This window comes from Thiohalocapsa sp., from assembly GCF_019695415.1.
Lineage (GTDB): Bacteria > Pseudomonadota > Gammaproteobacteria > Chromatiales > Chromatiaceae > Thiohalocapsa.
On the sequence record NZ_JAIFKJ010000042.1, the window covers coordinates 1 to 2,373 of the forward strand.

General features: G+C 61.2%; 3 protein-coding genes. All 3 read right to left on the reverse strand.

Going from position 1 to position 2,373, the window contains the following annotated elements:
- Positions 1–398: ABC transporter substrate-binding protein (locus I6U14_RS00515; protein ID WP_296895992.1), on the reverse strand; the 398-nt coding region annotated here is incomplete at its 3' end.
- An 82-nt stretch (positions 399–480) separates the two neighbouring features.
- Positions 481–1,500 carry a branched-chain amino acid ABC transporter permease gene (locus tag I6U14_RS00520; RefSeq protein ID WP_296895994.1) on the reverse strand — a complete coding sequence of 340 codons (1,020 nt, stop codon included), beginning with the start codon at positions 1,498–1,500 and terminating at the stop codon, positions 481–483.
- Between the two features lie 71 nt (positions 1,501–1,571).
- Positions 1,572–2,373: branched-chain amino acid ABC transporter permease (locus I6U14_RS00525; protein ID WP_296895996.1), on the reverse strand; the 802-nt coding region annotated here is incomplete at its 5' end.

Sequence of the window (2,373 nt, forward strand, 5' to 3'; positions counted from 1 at the left end):
TATGTGTACTGGGCGAGGACGACTTCTTCCTCTCTCATCCGGTTAATCACGGCGTAGGCGCCCGGCGTGCCGAGCGTATCGAACACCACCATCTTCTGGCCGTCTGGGCCTCTGAGCAGGCGCTGGAAGCACTCGACGGTTCGGGCTGCGTTGTACTCGGTCTCGCATTCGGACCAGGTGAGCTTCACGCCGTTCACGCCACCGTTCATGTTGACATACTTCATGTAGTCGATGATGCCGCCGTAATAGCCGGTGCCCATCGCCGAGTATGGGCCAACCCGGCTCGATGGCACGGCCATGTACTGGGTCTCTTCGGCCCATGTCGTCGTGGGTGGAAGCGCCAAGGCGCTGAGGCCGATCGCGGTGGCGAGGCCCGTGGCTATTCGTCTGAGAGTCATCTTCATTGGTTGTCTATCCTCCCTTTGTGTATTTCGCTTCAGTACGTTATTGGCGCTGTGTGCGCGTGCCGGATCTGCGCTGTCAGGTCTTGAAGGGCCATTTGCGCAGGCGGTCCTGAAAATTCTGGAAAATCTTGGCCATGCCGAGCGGCTGATAGATCATGAACAATATGATCATGGCGCCGAAGATCACCTGTTCGAGCGCCGATGTGAGGGTGGCGTCGACCGCATCTCCGAACACCCCGTGGAAGAAGATGTTGAGGAACACGGGCAGCAGTAGGATGAAGCCCGCGCCGTAGTATGCCCCGATGATCGTGCCCAGCCCGCCGATCAGCACCATGAACAGGATGCGGAACGACATGGTGATGTCGAAGGCCGCTGGCTCGACCGATTTCAGATACGTAAAGGCGAAGAGCGCGCCGCCCACGCCGCAGTAGAACGAGCTGATCGCGAAGGCCTGAAGTTTGGTCCTGATGAGCGACAGACCCATCACCTCGGCGGCCACGTCCATGTCGCGCACCGCCTGCCAGTTTCGCCCGATCGACCCCTTGGCCATGTTCATCGCCGCCCAGGTGAGCACCACGCAAAAGCCCAGCACGACGACATACATCTCCGCGGGCGTCGTAAATTCCTTGCCGAAAATCACGATGTCCTGCGCGGTGATGATGCCGGAGCTGTCGTAGTTCTTGAACCAGCCGAACTTATCGATCACCCAGACGATGAAGAACTGCGAGGCCAGCGTTGCGACCATCAGGTACAGCCCGCGCACCCGCAGCGACGGGATGCCGAAGACGATCCCGATCGCCGCGGCAATGAGGCCCGACAGGAGCACGGCCGGAATGAAGGGCATCCATTCAATGCGCAGGAGAATGTTGTAGCAGGCAAAGGCCCCCGCAGCCATGAAGCCAGCCGAGCCGAGCGAGAGCTGACCCGTATAGCCCATCAGGATGTTCTGCCCCAGCGCAACCAGGGAGAAGCAAAGCCAGGGGATCAGGATTGCACTCAACCAGTACTCGCTGGCCGTAAACGGGATCACGAAGAACCCTACAGCGATGAGTCCCCAGAGCAGATACCGGTCCTCGCGGATCGGCAGGAGGCGCATGTCATCAGAATAGGTCGTGCGAAAGGTCCCGGCCTGTCTGTAGTACATCGCTTCGTCCCTGTATTGCGGCGTCAGACCCGCCGGATATGGCGTTCGCCGAAGAGGCCCTCGGGCCGGAAGGCAAGGAAGATCACGGCCAGCATATAGGGCGCCCACCCCTCGATGCCGCCGCCGAACATCGGCCCGACATACACCTCCAGCACCTTTTCACTGGCGCCCACGCTCAACCACGCCACGATCACGCCGGGGATCCAGGTGAAAACGCCGATGATCAACACAGGCCGCGCCTTCACCGCGAGCCAAGCCAGCGCAAACTTCACGACTACCCCACCGCCCCATAACCTTCCCGCCCCGAGCGCGACGATGCCCGCGGTCGCCCAGACGACCGACCACACCTGTTTGAGCGGGATGCCAACCGACTGCGCTGCGGCATGGCCATCGGCGACTGCCCGCAGGCCGAGTCCGATCTTCGTCTTGGAGAAAAGCAAGGCGAGCACGGCCACCATCACGCCCGCAACAACGCCGGCGGTTACGTCCAGTGCCGAGACATAAATGCCGGTAAGGTCGGCAAACCACATGAGCGGCACGTCCGGAATGCCGAGATCGAGCGCACGGACCTCGACCCCCCAGGCAAGCTGCGCCAGACCTTCGAACACGAAGGCAAGCCCAATGGTCGCCATGAGCAGGACGTAAGCGTGCTGGTTGACGAGCGGGCGTAGAACGAAGCGCTCCGTGGCGATACCGACCAAGATCATGAGGCCGACTGCCACCGGCACCGCCAGCCAGAACGGACAGCACAGCTCCATGAAGCCGACAAGAGACAGAACCGCCAAGAACACACTAGCGCCATGGGCGAAGTTGAAAACGCACAAG